The sequence below is a fragment of the Peptostreptococcus sp. D1 genome (genome assembly GCF_900112955.1).
Classification (GTDB): domain Bacteria; phylum Bacillota; class Clostridia; order Peptostreptococcales; family Peptostreptococcaceae; genus Peptostreptococcus.
Genome location: NZ_FONP01000005.1, coordinates 77,340 through 97,565 on the forward strand (window position 1 = coordinate 77,340; position 20,226 = coordinate 97,565).

17 protein-coding genes are annotated in these 20,226 nt (G+C 32.2%); 3 read left to right on the top strand and 14 right to left on the bottom strand.

What is annotated here, in order from left to right; genetic code table 11:
* Entirely contained in the window at positions 1 to 1,164 is a 1,164-nt protein-coding gene (locus tag BM120_RS05415) for a cysteine desulfurase family protein (protein ID WP_091993909.1), read from the bottom strand.
* 110 nt (positions 1,165 to 1,274) lie between these two features.
* On the opposite strand from BM120_RS05415, the gene BM120_RS05420 reads away from it, so the two are divergent.
* The 3 genes from BM120_RS05420 to trhA all read left to right on the top strand — a co-directional run bounded on the left by BM120_RS05420 (position 1,275) and on the right by trhA (position 4,113).
* On the top strand, positions 1,275 to 1,784 hold the full coding sequence (locus tag BM120_RS05420; protein ID WP_091993911.1) for a PH domain-containing protein: 510 nt from the start codon (positions 1,275 to 1,277) through the stop codon (positions 1,782 to 1,784).
* A complete protein-coding gene (locus tag BM120_RS05425) occupies positions 1,777 to 3,330 on the top strand; it encodes a PH domain-containing protein (protein ID WP_177187378.1) in 1,554 nt (517 codons plus the stop codon). Before BM120_RS05420 ends, BM120_RS05425 begins: the two co-directional genes overlap by 8 nt.
* Before the next feature lie 135 nt (positions 3,331 to 3,465).
* Positions 3,466 to 4,113, top strand: coding sequence for a PAQR family membrane homeostasis protein TrhA (gene trhA / locus BM120_RS05430; protein ID WP_091993914.1), 648 nt, complete (start codon positions 3,466 to 3,468; stop codon positions 4,111 to 4,113).
* Between the two features lie 214 nt (positions 4,114 to 4,327).
* Here the strand turns inward: trhA and BM120_RS05435 are convergent, their stop codons facing one another.
* From BM120_RS05435 to BM120_RS05500, 13 genes are all read right to left on the bottom strand, one after another.
* On the bottom strand, positions 4,328 to 5,161 hold the full coding sequence (locus BM120_RS05435; protein WP_091993915.1) for a hypothetical protein: 834 nt from the start codon (positions 5,159 to 5,161) through the stop codon (positions 4,328 to 4,330).
* Positions 5,155 to 5,853: an ABC transporter ATP-binding protein gene (locus BM120_RS05440; protein ID WP_091993917.1), complete on the bottom strand. Its 699-nt coding sequence runs from the start codon at positions 5,851 to 5,853 to the stop codon at positions 5,155 to 5,157. The genes BM120_RS05435 and BM120_RS05440 overlap by 7 nt, the downstream gene beginning before the upstream one ends.
* A 4-nt stretch (positions 5,854 to 5,857) precedes the next feature.
* The gene (locus BM120_RS05445; protein WP_091993919.1) at positions 5,858 to 6,217 is read right to left on the bottom strand and encodes a GntR family transcriptional regulator; all 360 of its coding nucleotides are present in this window, start codon (positions 6,215 to 6,217) and stop codon (positions 5,858 to 5,860) included.
* A gap of 449 nt (positions 6,218 to 6,666) precedes the next feature.
* A complete protein-coding gene (locus tag BM120_RS05450; RefSeq protein WP_091993920.1) occupies positions 6,667 to 8,670 on the bottom strand; it encodes an FtsX-like permease family protein in 2,004 nt (667 codons plus the stop codon).
* Between the two features lies 1 nt (position 8,671).
* On the bottom strand, positions 8,672 to 9,424 hold the full coding sequence (locus BM120_RS05455) for an ABC transporter ATP-binding protein (RefSeq protein ID WP_091993922.1): 753 nt from the start codon (positions 9,422 to 9,424) through the stop codon (positions 8,672 to 8,674).
* 234 nt (positions 9,425 to 9,658) lie between these two features.
* Positions 9,659 to 10,579 (bottom strand): sensor histidine kinase, encoded by a 921-nt coding sequence (locus BM120_RS05460; RefSeq protein ID WP_091993923.1) that lies wholly within the window; start codon positions 10,577 to 10,579, stop codon positions 9,659 to 9,661.
* A 17-nt stretch (positions 10,580 to 10,596) separates the two neighbouring features.
* On the bottom strand, positions 10,597 to 11,286 hold the full coding sequence (locus BM120_RS05465) for a response regulator transcription factor (RefSeq protein ID WP_091993925.1): 690 nt from the start codon (positions 11,284 to 11,286) through the stop codon (positions 10,597 to 10,599).
* Positions 11,287 to 11,361: 75 nt separating this feature from the next.
* Positions 11,362 to 12,726 (bottom strand): PH domain-containing protein, encoded by a 1,365-nt coding sequence (locus BM120_RS05470; RefSeq protein WP_091993927.1) that lies wholly within the window; start codon positions 12,724 to 12,726, stop codon positions 11,362 to 11,364.
* Position 12,727: 1 nt separating this feature from the next.
* Positions 12,728 to 13,078 (bottom strand): GntR family transcriptional regulator, encoded by a 351-nt coding sequence (locus BM120_RS05475; protein ID WP_091993928.1) that lies wholly within the window; start codon positions 13,076 to 13,078, stop codon positions 12,728 to 12,730.
* Between the two features lie 264 nt (positions 13,079 to 13,342).
* Complete coding sequence (locus BM120_RS05480; protein ID WP_242941568.1) at positions 13,343 to 14,062, bottom strand: YoaK family protein; 720 nt, start codon at positions 14,060 to 14,062, stop codon at positions 13,343 to 13,345.
* 316 nt (positions 14,063 to 14,378) lie between these two features.
* The gene (locus tag BM120_RS05490; RefSeq protein WP_091993932.1) at positions 14,379 to 15,584 is read right to left on the bottom strand and encodes a cation:proton antiporter; all 1,206 of its coding nucleotides are present in this window, start codon (positions 15,582 to 15,584) and stop codon (positions 14,379 to 14,381) included.
* 221 nt (positions 15,585 to 15,805) lie between these two features.
* The gene (locus tag BM120_RS05495; protein WP_091993933.1) at positions 15,806 to 17,950 is read right to left on the bottom strand and encodes a hypothetical protein; all 2,145 of its coding nucleotides are present in this window, start codon (positions 17,948 to 17,950) and stop codon (positions 15,806 to 15,808) included.
* Positions 17,951 to 17,962: 12 nt separating this feature from the next.
* Positions 17,963 to 19,921 (bottom strand): cell wall-binding repeat-containing protein, encoded by a 1,959-nt coding sequence (locus tag BM120_RS05500; RefSeq protein WP_177187379.1) that lies wholly within the window; start codon positions 19,919 to 19,921, stop codon positions 17,963 to 17,965.
* Positions 19,922 to 20,226 lie beyond the last annotated feature (305 nt).

The following is a 20,226-nucleotide window of genomic DNA, read 5'->3' on the forward strand; positions in this document are numbered from 1 at the left end:
CTATCTCCTCTTTTTATTTTTGGACAATAATCTAATTATCTCTACATAATTCTTTATTTTTTCTACAGTATAATCAATTTCTTCAGCTGTTGTAAATTCTGAAACACTAAATCTTATGGCACCATCAATCAGCTCTGAGGATAATCCTATTGCATTTAAAACATGGCTACCTTTCTTTTTTGAAGAACAAGCAGAGCCCGTAGAAATACAGATACCATCCCCCTCCAGATAATGCAGCAATACCTCGCCTCTAATAGCTTCAATGGATACATTCAAAATATGACATACAGAATTACTCAAATCAGTATTTAGGTGTATTCCATCAATATTCTCCTTCAGCTGATTATATAGATAATCTCTGACGCTTTTCATTTTATCTATATTTTTATCTAAATCAGCAAATAAAATTTCTACTGCCTTGCCTATTCCAAAAATTCCAGGTACATTCTCTGTTCCCGGTCTTATATTGAACTCTTGTCCACCTCCAGTTATCAAAGGATTAAACTTATTTTCGTCTCTTATATACATAAATCCAATCCCCTTTGGACCATGAATCTTATGCCCACTCACACTCAAAAAATCCACCTTAAGCTTATCTACATCTATTTTTAGCTTTCCATATCCTTGAACAGCGTCTACATGAAAAAATATTTCCTTATCATATTCTTTTATTATTTTACCTATTTCCTCAATCGGCTCTACAATTCCAATTTCGTTGTTGACAAGCATTATACTAACCAAGCAGGTTTTTTCGTTTAACGAGCTTTTTAACTGTTCAATATCTACTCTTCCATTTTTGTCTACACTCAAAGCCGTTATTTCAAATCCCTCTGATTCCAAGCTTTTTACAGTATTTAACACTGCTGGATGCTCAATCGCAGAGGTTATTATATGCTTTTTTCTTTTTTTGTTCAGACTAGCGACACTCCTGATTATCGCATTATTACTTTCAGTACCACCGGACGTAAAAATTATCGACTTCTCTTTTGCACCAATAGTCTTAGCAATGCTTTTTCTTATATTTTTTATCTTTAATTCTACCTCAAGCCCACGTCTATATGCAGAGGATGGGTTTTCAAAGTCCTTAGTTAGGGCAAGGACCATCTCAGCTACTACTTCTTTATATGGCTTGGTAGTAGCACTATTGTCTAAATATGCATTCATTTCTATCAACTCCTCTTAAGCTTTAATTATATCATATTTATTCATAGTTATGTGATTTGTTATGCGATAATATGATATAATTAATATAAAAAAAGAGGGGGTAAGCTACAATGTACAACGATTTTAAAAGATTAGATCCAAAGGCAAGATATAGCATGACTATCTCAGCTATTATTTTTTTGATAGTAATTTCAGCTATATTATTTGCAATAAGGTTTGTTTTATCACACTACAGGATACCAAAGCCAATTATATTCTGGTATGATACAATAGCAATAATAGTAGTACTTTTTCAAGCTTTATTTGTGTTTTTAAAGCCTACAATCGGATATAAGAGACACAGATACAGAATAAATGACGAAAGTATTGAAAAAGTGACAGGCATATTCAATATATGCCACGAAATAATACCGATTAGAAGAATGCAGCAAATAAATGTCAATCAAGGACCGATAAATAGACTTTTCAGCCTGGCTACAATAGAAATTATAACAGCTGGCTCAGCTCAGACTATCGACTTTATTCAAATACATTTGGCAAATGAAATAGCGACAAAATTAAAATCCGAGATAAATGATTTTGCGACAAAACAAAAAAAGGATGGAGACTCCAATGAATAAAAGTAATAAATCATCATATGTTTATAGAAATAGCCCAGTTATAATTTTGAAGGCATTTAATATTATTGCTTTGATAATGACTAGCACCATATTTTTTATTATTAAATACGTTGAAAAGGCAGCATCCAAAAACCAATCCAATTCATCAATAATTAAAAGCATAGATTATTGGATAAAACAAATATTAGCAAATAAATATGCGACTATTATGTTAATATTACTGATGCTTGTAACTGTAGTTTTACTATTTAGATACTTTTTTTACTGGAAGAGCTCCAATATTATAGTCGATAAAGAAACAGTATATTCCAATAAAATTGGGCTTTTTTTCAAAAATAGAAAGCAGGTTAACATAAAAAATATAGCAAATGTAAATTTAAAAGGTGGTATTTTTTATCGCTTTTTGGGTGTATATAATGTTACTATCGATATAAACTCCTCCGAAACTGCTAATGAATTTGACTACTCCATAGTACTGGCTAAACGTAAGGCTCACGAGCTGTCTGATATAATAGCAAAATCGATTCAATTGAATGTAAAGCCTGAAAATATTAGCTTTAACAAAAATGACACATTCTCTTGCGATACTGAAAATTTTCCAAAGGAATATGCATTTACGAGCAAAGAATTTGTAATCCATTTGATTATGAATATCTCTTTGATAAATGTCGCTCTTTTCATATTTGGGATTATATCGTCCTTTGGAAGCAGCTATATTTTGCTAATAATTGCATTTGCATACACTATTAAGCATATTATTACTGAAATGAATAAATCGTACAATCTACACGTAAAAAGATTTGATGAAAAAATTACGATTTCTTATGGATTTCTAAGTACAAATAAGTTTGATATTCCAATCGATAAAATTATATATGCATATACAGAGCAGTCATTTATGGCAAAAATATTTGGATACAAATGCATACGCATCGATACTATCGGACTTTCAAATAACGAAAATGAAACAGGCTTAATATCGTTATATTTAAACAACGATAAATTAAAATATATTTCAAGTATTATTTTACCTGAGCTTTATGACGATCTAATATTATCCTCAGCTGTTCATAAAAGCAGCAAATCGAAAGAAATAAGCAATACCTCAAATGAAGCTTCGAAAAGGCTTTTGAGTAGAGCAGCTTCTGCACTTTACTATTACTTAATATATCTATCCATAGTGCTTATACCAATCGGAATTCTAATATACATTCCGTTTAAGTCACCATGGATTTTGCTAGCCATAGCACCAATTATAATCATACTATCAGTATTCTTCTATTTAAACGAAAAGCTGTGCATAGACAAGCATAGTATAACGTCCGTTAAGGGAATCTTCACTTCGAAAAAAAGCGTAATACCTGTTGACCAAATTGAAGCACTTGCACTTGAGCAAAATTTGCTTCAGAAAATTTTCAAGCTAAAATCGCTTGTCATCTATTTTAGAGGTGGAGCATTTGGAAAAACCTTGGAGGTAATCCGTCATTTTGATGAAGATACCTTTAACGATATAGTCGAATACTATATAAACGGAGAAAAAGGCTAGCTTTAAGCTATCGATATTCCATTTAATACTTGATTTTTTAAGACCGAGGATTTATAATAATGTTATAAGTAGTTTTTAAAACTACTTATTGGTATCATGATATTAATCAATATTACTATACAAGGGAGGTATAAAATGAATAGAGTATTAAGAGATCCAATCAGCTCGATCACTCATCTGATCGGAGGAGGGTTATCTATAATAGCACTTATAATGTTGATTTCAAAGCAACTGATGTCAGGAAATATCAATGCTTCACTTTTTGTTTCAAGCATAATTTTTGGAGCTTCGATGATTCTACTGTATTTTACCAGCGGAATCTATCATGCCATCAGTGCAACAAAAGAAAAAGCGGTCTTAATAATGAAAAAAGTCGATCACTCGATGATTTACATACTAATAGCCGGATCGTATTCTCCATTTTGCTTATATGTACTACCTAGAAGGATTGGAGCTCCAGTTTTTATCATCCTTTGGATAATAGCGATTTTAGGTATAATAATGAAAATTTTTTGGATAAATATGCCTAGAAAGCTATCCTCAGCACTTTATATAGGAATGGGCTGGGTTGCTATGTTTGTAATTAAAGATTTGTATATTCATCTTGAGGCAGGAGCATTTAACCTGCTGGTATTGGGTGGCATACTCTACACCATTGGTGGTGTTATTTATGCAATAAAAAAACCAAGCTTTAAGGTGTGGAGCTTCCATGATATCTTCCATATATTTATCATGCTGGGCTCACTATCACACTTCCTACTGGTATTCCTATACCTGATTTAGCCTGTATTAATGTGAATATCCATATATAATTATTATTGATAAATAGCTTATATTGTAAATACATTTTTAAAATAACAAAGCTCGCAGCATCTAATTTTTACAGCAAATCGAATGTGCGAGCTCTTTTATTTTTATTTCATTATTTTATTCTAGATTTAGCTTCATTCTCTAGATTTAGTTTTATTCTAGGTTTAGCTTTATTCTAGATTTAGCTTTATTCTAGATTTAGCTTTCTACTAATTATAAACTGTGTAGCTGCAAAACAAACAGCTATTAATACAACTGATTGTATAATTGTTTCAATTGATAGCTTATTGAAGAAGGCAACCATTAGCTCTATACTGTTCTCAGCTGAAGGATTTACATATTTTGTAGTTGAATTCATTCCAATAAAAATCTGTTCAAATTTAGTGCTTCTTAAAACACTAATACTAATACTTATTATTACATATGACAATATTCCAACCAAATACTTATGACTTACAAACGCCTTTAAATGACCTATTGAAACGCAAAGGAATATTAATAAAGGAGACGATATCATACTTATTATCATAGAAAGCATAAAAAATACTATGGCTAATATTAAATCAGAAGTAATATATGAATATGTCTGCTCCAAATTATTCCAAAATTCTTTAAGCACTTCCGGTGTAAGAGATGAATATATTGCTACCCATATCATTCCAATCGAAACTATCATCACAATAAATGAAAATATTTGAAATAAAAACATAACTATTGTCTTTGAAATTATTATTTCATGAGCCTTTACTGGTAAGGTATTTGTCAAATAGCCTTCATCGCCAAATACACCTTGAGCAAATCGCTTTGCCGAAACATATATTCCAATAATCGATAGTGCGATAATCACTCCAAAGGTAATAGCAACCATTATTCCAACTACAATATCATTTACCTTTACATAATTCAAGTTCGCATATACTAATAATGAATTGATAAAAAACACTAATATCATGGCAATAAATATTGGCACGAAATATCTAGCAGTGGCTCTAAATTCGTATTTTATTAATTTTCCTAGCATTTAAATACCTCCCTAAATAAAGCATCTACAGATACACCCTTTTCATTTCTAATTGTATCTGTATCTTCATGTAAAACTATCTTTCCTTCATTAATAAAGGCAACCTCATCACAAATACCTTCTATATCGCTAATCAAATGCGTTACAATCACAAGCGTTGCACCCTCAGGAAAGCTATTCAAAATAGTCTTTATTATGTAGCTTCTGGCTGCTGGATCCACCCCTGCGATAGGCTCATCTAAAATATAAAGCTTTGCATGTCTTGACATCACTAAAACTAGCTGAACCTTTTCCTTTGATCCCTTTGATAGTGTCTTGATTTTACTATCAAGAGATATATCTAGGTCATCAAACAATTTTTGTGCCTTTTCAGCATCAAAATCATCATAAAAATCTGAAAACATATCGATCATGTCTTTTACTTTCATCCAGTCATTTATATATGTTCTTTCAGGAAGATATGAGACCACCTTTTTTGATTCTACGCTCGGTGCAACACCTGCTATTTCAATTGCTCCATCATCTGGCTTCAACAATCCATTTATCAATTTTATCAAAGTGGATTTACCACTTGCATTTGGACCCAACAGACCTACAATTTTCCCTTCGTCCAGCTCCAAATCAAGTCCTTTTAAAACTTCGTTGGATCCATATGACTTGTATATATTTTTTACCTTCAATAAGCTTGCCATCGTCTTAAACCTCCAATAATTTTTTTATAGAATTATATATTTCTTCCTTTGTGTATCCCTCTGAGTATAGCCTTTTCAAAATTTCTTTGATTTCACTATCTATGTGTTCATCACGCACAGATTTTATCAAGTTTTCATCCTCTGTTACAAATTTTCCAATAGCTCTCTTTGAAATAATCAAGCCAGTTCCTTCTAGATCCGCTAATGCTCGTTGTACCGTATTTGGATTAACTTGGTATGTATCTGCCAACGCTCTAACAGAATCCAGCTTTTCTCCCGGCTTCAGATTACCGGACAGTATTCTACTATTAATCCTATCTATCAACTGAATATAGATGGGAATATTATTGTCAAAAGCTTGCATAAAACCACTCCTTAAAAAATAATTTATTTTTACTTACATCTAAATCAACTTTAATCATATCATTGTATTAATTGATTAATACAATGATACAATAGTTCTAAAAAAACGTCAATACTTTTTTTAAAAAAATTTTTATCGAACTTACGATGATTGCATATCTCAATATAAAAGTGATGATTTTCATTATATCTTTCGGATTTCCTGCCCCATTATGTATGTAGTCATTGATCATTAAGCCTTCTCCAAAATCGGTCTCAAGTGCAAATGCTCGCACCTTATTTTTCCTCAACTAACAGCTTCAACACATCCAGCTTCATATTTTGAAGCTCCGCATTTCCATGTGTAGCCTCTCCCAATGCAAAGCTGCTGCTGGTTTGCTACTTATTACCAGCATAATGATTTGCTAGTATATTGTTTTATTGGCACACTGCTTTACTAACTCACTATTTTTACTGACTTACTATCTTATAGTACACATTTGAGGTTATCTTATAGATAACGAAATACACCACTGCAAATACTAATATTACTATTCCGATCTTCACTCCAAAATTATAGTAATTTCTAACACCAAACAAGCCTAATAACTGATAAACAATTTTCGAAGCAACTAATGAGTGAACACATGAAGCTATCAATGGTAAAAAGAACATCCATACAATCTGTGAGGAAGATGTCTGATGTATCAAAGCATCCGGCAAGCCTACTTTTTTCATAATTTGATAGTTGTGTCTATCTTCAAAGCCCTCAGAGATTTGCTTATAGTATGTAATCAAAATTGTACCTATCAAGAAAATTGCTGCGATAACAATACCCAAAAACAGGAAACCACCGTTTAAATCATATATATTTTTCTTGAACGCTTTTCTTGTGCTTAAATCCATGTCATTTGAAATCAGCTTTTTCAATCTGCTCTCATAATCCTTTTTTTCGTTTGATATATTCCATCCCGAGCTCACATATATAGTAGCAGGTCTATGCTTTGACAAATCTTTATTGCTTCTCTCATGGTAATATTGGGAGAATTTTACTAAATCATCCAATTTTGGCACTATGACCATATATGCTTCAATTGCCAAATTCTTAGGAACAATGTCATCAATAATATTTATCTTAAGCCTTTTACCCAAAAATTTTATATTTGTGTCCTTAAGCATCACCTTTGAGTTCGATGTAAGTAATATTTCTCCCTCCTTTAATTTAAGGCTTTTGCCATAAATACTATTGTAGGAATCCAAAGTCATTACAAGCAAATAACATCTCAAAATAGATTTGTCTGAATTATTATCGCCTTTTCCCATCACAGCTGGAAAAATAACCTCATCATCGTGCTTTTCAACATACGTAAACATAGAATACTTGGAATAATAATTATTTATATTCTCATCGCCTTTTAGAGAGCTATTAACAGCCTTTTCAAGCCTTATGCTTTCCTGTTCAATTTTCTTTATGTCTGAGCCCAAATATTCTTGACTAGTTATTTCATAAGCTCTGCTCATACTGCTTTCTATTGTATTTTCCAAGCTACCATATATCGCCATAGTTGCTGAGGTCGTGATAATGACTCCCGCACATAAAACTGATATACTTGACAAGCCAACAGCATTTGCTTTCATTCTATAAAGCATTCCTGATATAGATATAAAATTCTTATCCTTGTAGTAGCTGTCTTTATTCTTCTTTAGCAGCTTCAATACAATAATAGAGAAAGACATAAATAGAAAATAAGTACCGAATATTACCAAAATAGCTGCCACAAAAAATAATCCTAAGCTTTTTAGCATCCCATCAGCTACAAATGCTATAATATAGCCTGCTCCCAATAAGATAAAGCCGGCAATAGCAATAATGATTTTTGACTTCGGCTCACCCTCCCCCTTATACTGCTTGGAAATCAATTCCATCGGCGAAGTACCTTTTATATTTATCACACTGACAAAAAACACAGTCATAAATATAAACACAATAAATATACCGGTAATACCACACGCAGCAACAGAAAATGGATAATCCGATATTTTTGCACTCACATCTCCTATGATATTATTCAAAAACAAAAAAATCAGTTTTCCAAATATATATCCACCTGTGATACTCAAAGCACTTATTATAACAAAGCTTATCAGCTGCTCTAAAAATATAATTCGTCTAATATGTCTTTTTTCTAATCCCAATATTCCATACAGTGCAAACTCTTTGTTTCTCCTTTTTATTAGGAATCTATTTGCATATACCACAAATATATATGTAAACAATCCTACTATCACAGCGCCGATGGTTATGATAATTGGAAGAGATGTATGCCTAGCCTGAACAAATTTATTTTGCAGGAGAGAGCTCATTATATAGAATAAGGACAACATAGCACCACTCGAAAGTATAAATGGAACTAGAATAATCCTATTCGCTTTTATGTTTTTTAATGCAAATTTTATCGCTACCTTTGTATTCATGCTACACACCTCTCTTGCTCAAAACGGATTGTGCGTTATTTATTTTTTCCATAAAAGACTGGCTTGTTTCATCGCCTCTATATATTTCATGATAAACCAACCCATCTTTAATAAATAAAACTCTGCTTGCAAACGATGCTGCTCTTAATGAATGAGTAACCATCAATATCGTCTGACCGGATTTATTTATTTTTGAAAATAAATTTAATATCATTTCTGAAGCCGAGGAATCCAGCGCACCTGTAGGCTCATCTGCCAAAATCAAGCTTGGATTAGTAATAATTGCTCTCGCTATTGCAATTCTTTGCTTCTGTCCACCAGAAACCTCATAGGGATATTTATCTAATATTGCTTCTATACCCAATAGAGGTGCTATTTTTTCCAATCTTTTATTCATTTCCTTGTATCTAAAATCTGATAGCACTAACGGTAAAAAAATATTATCTCTGTTATTAAAGGTATCCAACAAATTAAAATCCTGAAAAACAAACCCCAGCTCGTTTCTTCTAAAGGCTGCTATTTCTTTTTCTTTTAATGAACTAACATTTCGCTTTCCTATAATAACATCTCCCTCAGATGCATTGTCAAGTGTAGCTAAAATATTCAAAAGAGTTGTTTTTCCACTGCCGGATTCACCCATTATGGCAATAAACTCTCCCTTTTCAACTGAAAAATTCACATCACTCAGGACCTCTGTTTTCAATCCCTTTGTAGAATATACTTTTTTGATATTTTTAACATCCAAAATCATCATACTGTAAAATTCCCTCCTAGTATTATTTTTAATTTACTTTGATTTATATTCTACTTGATATCTAATATTTTAGCATTTATCTAAAATTACAAAAAGCACCACATAGCTTACATTTTTGTAAGCTATGTGATGCTTTAGACTCAAAGCATTTAAAAATATGCTTTAATAGACTTTTTATTGTATTTTTTGTTTTTGTCTGTTATGTTGTCCTTATATTCTCTTTCTATCGTTTTTTTATTGCCGCTTGCTCTTCCCCTTAATAAAAAAGCTGCTCCCTTTTCCAACAGCTGATTCAACTTCAATCGCAAGCTCTAGCTTGTCAGCAATTTGTTTCGCTAAAAATAGACCTATACCACTAGATTTTTGATTTGTTCTACCATTAAACCCAGAATATCCGCTATCGAATATCTTAGGCAAATCTTCCCTACTTATACCAATACCGGTGTCATATATTTCAAGAACAAAGCCTTCATCGTCATGCTGTAGCTTTAGCCCAGCCTTTCCATTTCTAGTATACTTGACAGCATTGGAAACTATCTGCTCAACCAATATTCCAAACCACTTTGCATCCGTCGTTATCATAAAATCAATAGGCTCGTATTCCAAGCTGATTTTATTACTTATAAAGAGTATTGAATATTTTCTTAGTATAGACTTTATTATACTATCAATTGGTACTCCACAAATATCCATATCACGCTCGAACTCAGAAATTTTCAGATAATTCAGCGCCATATTGGTATAATCGTCAATATAAAACAATTGCTTCAACAGCTCTCTATTATCGATTTTATCACTATCAAGTATCAGCTTAGTCGCAGTTATCGGAGTTTTTATTTGATGTATCCACATCATAAAATACTCTCTCATCTCTCTTCTGCTTACATTGTATTCATATTTCAAAGACCTATTTTCACTTTTCAAGGCTTCAACAATTGCCTCTATACGCTTGGTGTTATTGTATTTAAAAAATACAATGAAAAGATAAATACAGTAAACAAAAACAGAAAGCTGCACTGCCAATATGTATATAGACATATCCAGTCTGTTTAGGTAGAAAACTATCCAAAATACTAATAGTATCATGACAAATAACAGTATACTATCTATTTTTTCTCTAAAAAATCCATTGATATTTTTCATCATTGCTACCATAAATTACCACCATAAAATTATTTGTACCACTCGCTATTTTTTTCAAGATAGTAGCCATACCCTTTTTTCGTCATCACCAATCCATCTAATCCAATACCGGATAATTTTTTTCTCAATCTCGTCACATTTACAGCCAGAGTATTGTCGTCTATAAAGCTATCACCTTGCCAGCATCTATCCATTATTTTTTCTCTTGATACAACCCCTCCCTGCTCTTTAAAAAGTGATTCCAAAATCATCATCTCAGTTTTTGTAAGGTCTACATTCATGCCCGAAAAATCGACCCTTGTTTCAGATAAAATGAGCTGAATTTTTCCAAATGACAGGTAGTCGATATCGTTGACAAAGCTATAGCTTCTTCTCAGCATTGCTTGAATTTTGGCAACGGCTACGTCCAAATTTATCGGTTTTGTTATATAATCGTCTCCACCAAATTGTATCGCCATAACAATATCCATATTTTCATTTTTAGATGATATAAATATGATGGGAGCCTTTGATATTTTTCTTATTTCTTGGCACCAATAATATCCATTAAAAAATGGTAAAACAATATCAAGTAAAACTAATTGTGGCTTTTCTGACTGAAATTCAGCGATGACGTTATCCAAATTTTCTAAGCAATATACTTCATATCCCCATTTTTCAAGCTCAGCTTTCAGCGACGATTTTATTATTTCATCATCCTCAACAATCATTATCTTCATATAAATATCACCTCCGTTTCATCATATTAAAAAGCTATACTCCTCGCCATGTCCTTATCAAATTAAGATTTTAATTTAATCGTTCAGCTTATATTTTCTCGTTAAATTCTTGTATAAAGACTCGGTTTCCTTCAAGGTCTTTTTGTTAAAATATATGTTTTTTCCTTTTTTCTGCTTTATTTCAATTAACTTATTTGTATCATTATACAAATAAAGCCTGACCTTTCCAACATTTCTTATATTGAAAGTTCCATAGCTTTGATAATCCAATGATACACCATTTGTTCTAATTATTCTGCCACCAGGTAATTCCTCTATCAGCCTCAGAGATTCAATATCTGAGAACTCAACCTCATCCTTGTATAAACCGGCACTTATCACGATATTATTCGTGTTAATCGTATATTTATAGTCAGTAGCTCCAAAGCTAAATAAAATAAATGGTATTGCCAATATAATAATATACGTCAATGACAATATTGCTCTTCCTTTTGGATTAGCCCTATTTATTATCAAATTTCCAGAAAAAACAGGATCTGATACAAATATCCTCTTATCATTCGGATTATTATATCCCAGTATATCATAATACTCGTCATCATCGACAAAATAATCATCCTCGTCTACAAGCTGCTGCTCAAAATCGTCCATTTTTTTGAATGAATAAACCATGTAGAGAACAAATATTATTGATGGAGCAATTATAGCAATAAATGGAATGTAGCTAAATTCATCCTTTGATGCAACAAATACTGCAAATGCCAATAAAATCGAATACATACAAGAAAAATAAAATATCTTTTCTTGAACATTTACAACTCTTTTCTGGTTAAAATATATATTCTTAGCTGAATCAGAGCTAATTATTTTTATTGGCAATCTATCAATAACAAATGACATCGCTATCGTTGAAATCAGTACCAAAAAGCATATACTAACAATTAAACCGTCCACCTTTTCATAAACCATTCCAGCAATAAAAGAGCCTAGGGTCAGCACCAACAATGGTATCAACCACTGCTTTTTCCCAAATTTCATCTTATTAATGTCATTGGATACCGTTACATCAATATATTTTTTAGCACTCGTCCTCAGCTTCTTTTCATTCTTTAGCTTTCTCATCTTTTTCATATAGCTATTTAAAAGAAATGCTGTAAAGATGTAGTAAAAATAAAGTAATAAAATAAATGAATTAAGTACCCATATATCTCCCAATAAAAAGAATATCAATGCAGCTATCGAAATTCCGTATGTAAATATACTGTAGCTATGTCTACCCTTTTTTATCAAACGTTGAATTTCATCATCGTCGATATTTCCTGAGGGTATCGTAGTCAACATTATCTTGCCTGATTTATATACGAAAAATTTCCTATATACAAAATACGATACCAGCACACAGAATATATAAGTTAGATATAAAATTATTTTAATTGACATTTTAGATCCCCCTCTCAATCAAACCCAAAATACTCTCTTTGTCCAATCCCCTAGCCTTTGCTTCTGTTATTACACTTTTTAAATCCTTAAAAATATTTCCAACTATCTCCTCATCACATTTTACTGATACTATGGCGCCTACACGTCTGTCAATCTCTATGAACTTTTCCTGCTTAAGAATCGTATATGCTTTATTTACAGTCATTGGATTCACCTCAAAATCCTTTGCAAATTGTCTTATTGACGGCAGCTCATCACCATTTTTCAAGCTCCCAGAAGCGATTTCTCCAACTATTCCATTCCTTATCTGAGAATAGATAGGAACGTCCGACAGACTGTCAATATAGAACATCTAGATCACCTCCATTTTTTGTAAAATACTACATAAATATTAATATATTTTTATCGTACAAACCGTTTGTATTATAAAAATTATCTGTATTAATAATTATAATACAGATAATCCAGTATTACAATATATTTTTTTAAATTTTACGAAAACATTATTCTATATGAGATTCAAAAATAAATTTCTTCAATTAAAAACAAATATATGTTAAATCTTGGAATGATAATGCAAGCAGCGAATATATAAGGGCTACTATGGAATAGGATATCAATTGACCTTGGTATTTTTGAACATTATTATAAATACCACAAACATCAAGGTAGCATCTATCCATATAGATTTAATCCCTATAATATTTGACACCAAGGCTCCAAGTGCTGCTCCTACACAAAATGTAAAAATCACGAAAAAATAATAGATACTCTTATTTCTATCCTTTAAATTATGTATCCCTAGCTTTCTATCGTTGTAGTATTTGGCTAGACATTCGGTTGCACTTCTCATATTACCAGTGCACATTGTCGTTGCAATAGGAATATTCATAAATTTTCTAAAGCTCTCTACCTGCATTGCACAGGCTAAAGATATTGTTATATTTGCCCAATGATCCATACCCTTCGGCATCAATCCCACTAAAAATAACATAGCTATCTCAACCAATATTATTATTTGTCTCCAATGAATATATACATTTCTCCTATGCTTGTTTTTAATAATATCTGTAACGAAAATACCAATCATAAAAGCGATAATTGGAAGTAAATATTTGAAGGCTGCGTGAAAATTCAAATTTGCCAAGCTTTGACTAAGCAGCACAAGATTCCCTGTCTGAGCATTAGCAAATACATTTCCTCTAATATTATATGAGTATGCATCTCTAAAGCCTCCACCTAAAGCCAGCAATACTGCCACAATTGTCGATTCTGACATCTGCTCATGGAATATTAATTTTTTTATATCAAGACTTTTTATTTTTTCACTAATCAAAACGACCACCTCAAAAATATTATATACCTCTATTCATCTTTTATCAAATAAATCGTGTCAAAACCATAAATCCTTCAACTCCTTAATACTATATAAAAAATCTTTAAAGCTACAAAAAACTCTTCAAGCGATATAAAAAGCTTAACACTATAAAAAAGCTCTTTAAACAATATATAAAAAAGGCTTGCAACACTGATTATAAATTGCAATTCAGTGTGCCTGCCTTTCTTATATCTTATTAAATTTGCCAAAAATTTTCCGACGTTCAATTATTTTCCTCAAAAATGTTAGTCAATTGAATTTATTAAATTATTCTCTATTCTATCGTCATCGATTTCAAGCTTACATCCTTATGATTATTTGCCCTGGGCATAGATATTTTCAAAAGAATTGGTGTAAGTATTGTGGTTATTACTACCATCAACACTATTGGAGAAAACATATTGTTATCAATAAAGCCCAGCTTATGCCCCTTTTGAGCAACAATCAATGCCACTTCTCCCCTCGACACCATTCCTATTCCAATATTTAACGAATCCTTTAGCGAGTACCTACAAAGCTTTGCACCTATTCCTGCACCTACAATTTTGGTAAAAATTGCCACCAAAAGAATTATTACCGAAAAAACAATCATCGAAGCTGAAAACGAATCAAGCTTTGTCTTTAAACCAACGCTCGCAAAAAATATTGGTGAGAAAAATAGATAAGACAAAACGTTCATCTTTTTTACAATTTCATTTCTTATACTGAACTTACTAAATATCATACCAATAAGATACGCTCCAGTAATATCAGCTATACCAACATATTTTTCCGAAATATAGGCAACTACCAGCACAAGTGCAAATACGTACACTGTTATCTGTCTTCTATCTGTCTTTAAATCAAGCATTCTGGCTCCAGCGGTAATGATCAATCCAAATACCAGCATTATCACAAAGTACGACACTATCTTTATAAGAACGAAGCTAATACTTATACTAGAATCTCTAAAGCTTGTTATAACCGTCAAAATAATTATCCCTATTACATCATCGACAATTGCTGCACCAAGTATCGCATTGCCAACCTTTCCGGTTAAATGCCCAAGCTCTCTCAGAGCTTCTACTGTAATACTTACAGATGTAGCTGTCAATATTACACCAATAAATATAGCCTTAAGGACACTTTGACTATCACCAGTATTAATATTAAAATACCAAAAATAAGACAAAAATCCTCCTACTAAAGGAATCACTACACCAAATATGGCAATTACCAAATAGGATACACCCTTTTTTTTCAATTGGTTTAGATCAGTGTCAAGCCCTGCCATAAACATTAGAATGATTACACCCAGCTCAGCAACCTCATCTAAAAATACCGTATCCTGAACAATGCCAAAAACTGCCGGTCCAATAACCACTCCAGCTATCAAAGCCCCTACTACCTGAGGTAGTTTTATTTTCTCAGTTAGACCTCCAAATATTTTCGTCGATAGCAAAATGATTGCTATACTAACTAAATATTTATAATCCAACATAGCTACACCTCCCCTGTATTATATTAAACCAAGAAACAGTAATATATTATATTTCTCCCCTTTAAATTATAACACAAAGAAATTTTTTTGTCTTTTTGATTTTATAACTCTATAGTTTACAATTTATTAAAATCAAGTAATATTGATATCAAAATTTATTATCAATAATCATATAACAAATAGCCTTGTCATCAAAACCAAATGCTATAGGACCTGAAAACTTAATCAGCTACTGTAAAATATACAATTGCATCACTGGCTCCATCGAAATGGAAAACAGCGGTGTAATCCCCAGGCTCTTTGATCATTCCTTGATTTATAGATAGCATTCCCAAGGCTTTATAATATTTGTATCCGCTTTTATCAACTGATAAAGCATACTTATCGTCCTTGATTATATCAACACTAATGACTTCTGGCGAGTTAAAGGTAAGTATGTCAAATTTAGCTTCTTCATTCACATTCATCAGCATATCAGAATACCCTTCCGATCTAAATCTTACATCTATCCTTTTATTTCTTAAAGGTATAGGCTTAGAATTCTCCTCGCTTGAATTTTTGAAAATTTTCATACCATATATAGGAGCTCCAAATTTTCCGTCAAAAACATACTTTACAACATTATATCCATTTTGTGTAAGCTCAACACTAGAATCATTATAATAGTCTAAAAAAGATTTGTAAATATTGTTATTAACCTTGTTATTTTGAACATATGTCAAATATCTATCCCAGACTACTCTCTTTCGTGTATTATCATTCATAAGTGCAATTTCCTTTGAAGTTCCTTCCCATGCATCAAGCAGCTTCTTCGCACCTTCAACATCATATCCCAGCTTTTCAAGAATTGCTGCATTTGCAACGGCATCAAACTTAAATGCAAGCTTAGAGCCTATGCTTACACTACCGCCACCTGACGAATCAGATCCTACTGATGGCACAGAAGATCCACCACTAGTTGCTGCCGATACCGTATCTACTTTCTTTATGAATCTATTTGCTTTTACACCATTAGCCCCAAATATATTTTTAGCTATAAAATCTGATGCTTTATTTATTTTTACAATATTGGATAGTCTCATCTTTCTGCTATTTAACGCTCTTATCCTTGGCGTATCAGATGTAGATGGCACTTTTCTATAATTTTTTAAGCTTGGTCTCACATTATTTGAATTTAATTTAAATTTTAAATTGCTATCATGAAAGCCATCATATTGTACTGTTATGTAGTTAATTCCTTTTTTAAGGTATTTTATTCCATCATTTTTAACTCTTAGCGTTTCTCCTACTACATGCCATGGATTTTCTGATTCATTTTCTGCCACAGCTTCATGCTTTACAGCTTCACTATAGTTTTCATCTGGATTTACAACCCTTTTTCTTGTAAGTCTATGACCATTCAAATATACAGCCTGTACTCCAGTATCTTGCTGAAATAGATACGAAAATCCCTTTAGGTTAAATATTATACTCTTTCCTGTAACATATTCACCTGAATCAGCAGTTAACACTATTTCCGGAGATTTATCTTTATAAAAAATAGTATTAATTTCTGCGTCTATTCCATTATAATAATGCTTGATGATATGCTTTCCATTTTTTTGTATTGGTCTTGATGCATTGTACAATATTTTTACCAAGCCCTTATTTCCATTTCTTACCTTTGTTATTTTTAAATTTGCCTCTTGCTTGTTAGTGTAAACCTTTACTAGCTTCTTTAGCTTATCAAACTTATTTTTCTGAATATCGTTTTTTAAATCGTATTCAAAAACTGCATTTTTTCCGTAATCAAATACATTTGATGATGGCATCTCCGTAGGATTTGGATTTTCTAATATTTCTTCCTCCAAATTCGAATCCTGCGAAATAGCTTCTTGTTTTTTGCTGTAGTTTACATCAAAGGTAGTTTTATCAGGATATACCAATTCATTTCCATTTTCATCCTTTGCAACACTATGGTAATCCCAAACAGCCATTATCGCATGACCAATCACTACATCTGGAGAAGCAGCCTTCATATTAGATATTCTATAAGGAAAGGCTTTATATACACCACTCACATCGCTTTCGATTGTTCTTCCATTTTGTAATATAATTTTCAATGAAGAATGAGCACCATCATATTCTTTTTTTGCAATTCTTCCTGACGAATCTACAAATGTATAGTCAACCCTCCTTCCATCAAGAAACATATCTTTAATTTTTGAATTATACTTTGAAGCATCTACGACTAAATACGATACTGTATCTGCAACTGTAATTATTTTTGTATCTAGCATGCTTCTATCATAGGCTGACAAATCAGCTGAGAATACAGAAGCGATCACAATTGCCATTGTAACTAAAATAGATATAGCCCTTTTCATATGTTAACCTCTCTATTCTACTGAGAAAATAGGCTGACCAAACATTTTTTTTATTATTTTAAATGTTACCGGCTTCCAGCCATCTATCTTTACTGTTACCTTGTCTCCAACCTCATTTAAATCTGTCGGAGAATACATATATAGCTCTTCAGAATATTGACTGTTATTTCCAATACTGTAACTATTTAAAGAAGGATTTGCAAGCTTATTTACTTGCAATTCTGTCCCCTTGGCAGTGACTATACTGACATTTTTTTCATAAGAGCCTTTATTTAATGCCTTTTTATTGTAGTATTTTTCAATATCACCAAACCATTCCTTTGCAACCGGATTTGATGAATTAACTATTATCTTATTATTGGTACCATCATTTCTAAATACACTATTATCAGGTGCATCTTTCTCAGCTTCAGCAACTTCAATAATTGTTTCTACAAGTATCTTACCACAGCTCGCATCAATATATATCCGTTTACCAGCTGTTGCTGTATCCTTTACCTTAAAAATGATTTCATCCTTATTTTTTGATTTTATTTCAATAAGTCCGCTACTTTCATCATTTACAGACCATTCCAAAGCTTTTCCAAGATTTTCAATATTTACACCAGTTACCTTTGCGCTAAGCTTAATTTCTGTTCCTGGCTTTACACTATCTTCTGGATCTCCAGTTATTTCTATATCATCCACTACTGGATTTAGTATTTCTATCACTGAATATACACCTTTGTCTTTTTCAGATATAGCTTTAACAGTTATCGGCGACTTTTCCTCAGCTTCATCTATAGTCAGTACACCATCTGAAATACTAGTTTTGTCACCATAAGCTCCTACCAGCTCCCAGCTTACCTTCTTATCAGAGTCTTTCAAATTACTTCCAACGACATCAGCCATCAATTTTACCTTGTCAGACATCTTTCCTGTTACCACATACTTGTCATCGCTTTTATTGACAACAAATCCATCTGATTTGATATCTACACCTTTTATTTTAGATAGTGGTGATGACGGTGTGCTACTAGAGCTAGCAATGCTATTGCTTGAAGAGCTTATTTTTTTATCATATCCTTTTATCGTGTTTATTACACCTTCAGATATACTAGCTTCTCCGCCTATTACAATAACCTTTTTAGCTTTTTTAATTATTTTTTCACAGTCCTGACTCAATTTATTTTCTTCAATCAAGATTATAGGAGCATTCATTTTTTTTGCCAAAGGTGCAGCAGCAAGAGCATCAGCAAAATTTTTTCCCGATGTCAATATCACTACATCACTATCACCAAATTCTGTTGCTATTTTCAGTGAGGTTTCATATCTATCCTTCCCAGCTATTCTCTTACCAAAAGCATTGACAACACTAGCCTTTCCACCAAAAGTATAGACACCCTTTAAGCCACTTGGCAAGGCTGCTTCTCTCTTTCCATCAACCAACAGCAGTGGTATTTGCTTTTTCGCAAGAAGAGCTCCCGCAGATAATGCATCCGGAAAATCAGCCCCAGTGGCAACTCCAATATCGTTCTTACCTGTTGATTGTACCACACTCTGAGATGTTTTGTATCTATCTTTACCTGATATTCTGTTTACCTTAAATTCCTTTGATACACTAGTGTAGGTATTGTTGGAAATCGATTGCTCTCCACCTATAAAGGTTATATCCTTTACCCCCTGCTTTTTAAAAGCCTTTTCCACATCTGACAGCTTGCTTTCATCTAACAAAACTATCCCTTCGCCATTTATCGCCGCAATAGGTGCTATGGATAACGCATCTGCAAATTGATTTCCATTTACTAAGTTTACCTTTTTTGAGCCAACTCTTTCTAATATTTTTAAAGATGTCTCCAGCCTATCCTTTCCACCGATTCTCTCAACATCAATTTTTGTCTTTGATACATCAGTAGCAAAAACAGGGCTAATAGCTGTCATAGAAATAATTACAGCCATAGCCATACTAAGGTTCTTCTTTTTATTCACCATTATCAAATACCTCCTTTTCATTAAATATTTTAAAAATAAATTCAATAATGATATTAATATTCATTCGTTGATATTATATCATTTTTGATATGTGTTTTCAACTAAAATTGTATAATCATATAATATATTTTTTCATTTATTAATTTATAAATCAGATTCTAGTAAACTAATGAAAATAAAAATACTTTATGACAAAGTACCCTATAGGATATTTGAATTAGCCTAAGACAAAAAAATTACTTCCCTATTAGGAATAAAAAATTCCTCGTAGGAAAGTAATCCGAAGTCCTATGCTGCTCAAAAGC

Excerpts from the sequence above, each read along its gene's own strand:
- BM120_RS05495 (WP_091993933.1), bottom strand. The coding sequence starts at position 17,950 with ATGAAAAGGGCTATATCTATTTTAGTTACAATGGCAATTGTGATCGCT.
- BM120_RS05450 (WP_091993920.1), bottom strand. The coding sequence starts at position 8,670 with ATGAATACAAAGGTAGCGATAAAATTTGCATTAAAAAACATAAAAGCG.
- BM120_RS05440 (WP_091993917.1), bottom strand. The coding sequence starts at position 5,853 with ATGGCAAGCTTATTGAAGGTAAAAAATATATACAAGTCATATGGATCC.
- BM120_RS05475 (WP_091993928.1), bottom strand. The coding sequence starts at position 13,078 with ATGTTCTATATTGACAGTCTGTCGGACGTTCCTATCTATTCTCAGATA.
- BM120_RS05425 (WP_177187378.1), top strand. The coding sequence starts at position 1,777 with ATGAATAAAAGTAATAAATCATCATATGTTTATAGAAATAGCCCAGTT.
- BM120_RS05415 (WP_091993909.1), bottom strand. The coding sequence starts at position 1,164 with ATGAATGCATATTTAGACAATAGTGCTACTACCAAGCCATATAAAGAA.
- BM120_RS05500 (WP_177187379.1), bottom strand. The coding sequence starts at position 19,921 with ATGGTGAATAAAAAGAAGAACCTTAGTATGGCTATGGCTGTAATTATT.
- BM120_RS05465 (WP_091993925.1), bottom strand. The coding sequence starts at position 11,286 with ATGAAGATAATGATTGTTGAGGATGATGAAATAATAAAATCGTCGCTG.
- BM120_RS05460 (WP_091993923.1), bottom strand. The coding sequence starts at position 10,579 with ATGGTAGCAATGATGAAAAATATCAATGGATTTTTTAGAGAAAAAATA.
- trhA (WP_091993914.1), top strand. The coding sequence starts at position 3,466 with ATGAATAGAGTATTAAGAGATCCAATCAGCTCGATCACTCATCTGATC.
- BM120_RS05490 (WP_091993932.1), bottom strand. The coding sequence starts at position 15,584 with ATGTTGGATTATAAATATTTAGTTAGTATAGCAATCATTTTGCTATCG.
- BM120_RS05445 (WP_091993919.1), bottom strand. The coding sequence starts at position 6,217 with ATGCAAGCTTTTGACAATAATATTCCCATCTATATTCAGTTGATAGAT.
- BM120_RS05420 (WP_091993911.1), top strand. The coding sequence starts at position 1,275 with ATGTACAACGATTTTAAAAGATTAGATCCAAAGGCAAGATATAGCATG.
- BM120_RS05470 (WP_091993927.1), bottom strand. The coding sequence starts at position 12,726 with ATGTCAATTAAAATAATTTTATATCTAACTTATATATTCTGTGTGCTG.
- BM120_RS05435 (WP_091993915.1), bottom strand. The coding sequence starts at position 5,161 with ATGCTAGGAAAATTAATAAAATACGAATTTAGAGCCACTGCTAGATAT.
- BM120_RS05455 (WP_091993922.1), bottom strand. The coding sequence starts at position 9,424 with ATGATGATTTTGGATGTTAAAAATATCAAAAAAGTATATTCTACAAAG.